At 31.5% G+C, this 1,757-nt stretch carries 2 protein-coding genes; both read left to right on the forward strand.

Annotation, left to right across the window (positions count from 1 at the left end):
• A partial coding sequence (locus tag ACKI3Q_RS02980) for a potassium transporter TrkG (RefSeq protein WP_407414109.1) occupies positions 1–595 on the forward strand: 595 nt, incomplete at its 5' end.
• A 110-nt stretch (positions 596–705) separates the two neighbouring features.
• Positions 706–1,575 (forward strand): hypothetical protein, encoded by an 870-nt coding sequence (locus tag ACKI3Q_RS02985; protein ID WP_407414111.1) that lies wholly within the window; start codon positions 706–708, stop codon positions 1,573–1,575.
• The last annotated feature ends 182 nt before the right edge of the window (positions 1,576–1,757 follow it).

Genomic DNA, 1,757 nt, shown 5'->3' on the forward strand with positions numbered 1-1,757 from the left:
TCCAATGGATGTAATATTCCATATAGTGTCTGCAGTGACAACAACAGGTGCAAATATTGCAAGTTCCAGCGAATTGGCATCTTGGGCAACTCCTTCATTGATTATTATCATGATGTTGATGGTTATGGGTGGTTCATCCGGATCAACTGTAGGTGCTGTAAAGACCATTAGGGTAATTACCTTCTTAAGAGGAATAAACCTTACCGTTACAAATGTAATTGCTCCTAAAAGAGTTGTGAGTGCTAAGATAGCAAACAGAACATTTAATGAAAGGGAAATAAAGGAAGCATCCTCATACATAATGGTTTACTTGATGTTTCTGATCATATCATGGATAATAATGACTTTCTATACAAATGACCCAATCAATTCCTTGTTTGATGTGACCTCTACAATAGGTAACGTTGGATTAAGTACCGGCATAATAAATGGAAGCTTAGCCACATTCCCTAAAATAATGCTGATATTCTTGATGTGGATAGGAAGATTGGAGATCATCCCTATCTTACTTACAATACAATTAGGATTCAGAACATTTGAACAAAGCTTAAAATTAGCTAAAAGAAAGTTCAGAAGAATAATTAGCATAGGATAATCCCTACTTAATTACTCCCAAATTCAAAAGGGAATTAACATAAGATAATACATAATTTAATTACTCATAAAATCATAATTATAGTATTGAAAGTTAAGTGGGGAAAATCAATGGTTAGTGAAGCGGAAATTATACTCATAACTGAACAAGTATTATTCATAATTTTAGCAGTGATATTCTTCTTTGGACTTTATTTTGTTAGTTCATACATAATTAAATATCTGAAGAGAAATAGGCATAACAGGTTATTGAATGCAACCGAATATTTGCCTAAGGAAGAGACTCAAACATTAAAGCAAGTCTTTTATCTTATAATCATAACACTTTGTTTTGTAGATATCCTTTATTCCCTAGTATTTTGGGCATCAGATGACTTTTACAGACATTTCATTTTCTATGATACCCTTGTATCATTGATAGGCTGTCTGGCAATTAAAAAAGATACTCTAACAGAAAAAATAATCATAATATTTTTAATCCCTCTTTCCTCATTGCTACACTCTACCTTTGATGACCCTGCAATCTTATTAGTGATATTATTAGCTGTCCACTTTATAGGATTAGCTTATGTGATTAAAGTCTATTACGGCAAATTTATTCATTATACTGAATCAAATGGACTGGGAATAAGTATCCTATTGTTATTTGGACTTGTATTTGTAAGTTTTATTTTTACATCCTTTGCTGAAGGGAAAAATCTATTAGATTCATTAGTAATGGTTTCAAATGCATTCACAAGTAATGGATATGCAGTATTGGGAGATACCCCTTTAGGTAAATTAAACAGCATATTCTTAGTCTGGGGAGGATATATCCTATCAGGTGTTGGTACCGCAACATTAGCTACAGCACTTGTCTCAAGACACTTCAATAAAAGATTTGAAGAGTTGGAAGAATTAATTAAAAACAATAGCACTAACAATAACAATAACGCTGCCAATAATGCTGTAAGTTCTGATGATTTAAAAAAAGAGGATTAAATTAAAAATAGAAAATGAATAAAAAATAGAAAATGAAATTCCATTAATTTAATTAAAATTTCGTTTAATTAAATAATGAAATCATTAAGCAGATTGTCTTTTAATTGGTGGGACATAACGTTTAAGCAATAAGGATAAACTGATTACAGTTACAGAACTTAATGCCATAGCTAACCCGGCCC

Source organism: Methanobrevibacter sp., from assembly GCF_045636185.1.
In the GTDB taxonomy this organism is placed as follows: Archaea; Methanobacteriota; Methanobacteria; order Methanobacteriales; family Methanobacteriaceae; genus Methanocatella.

Coding starts and splice junctions, on each gene's coding strand:
- ACKI3Q_RS02985 (WP_407414111.1), top strand. CDS start 706: ATGGTTAGTGAAGCGGAAATTATACTCATAACTGAACAAGTATTATTC.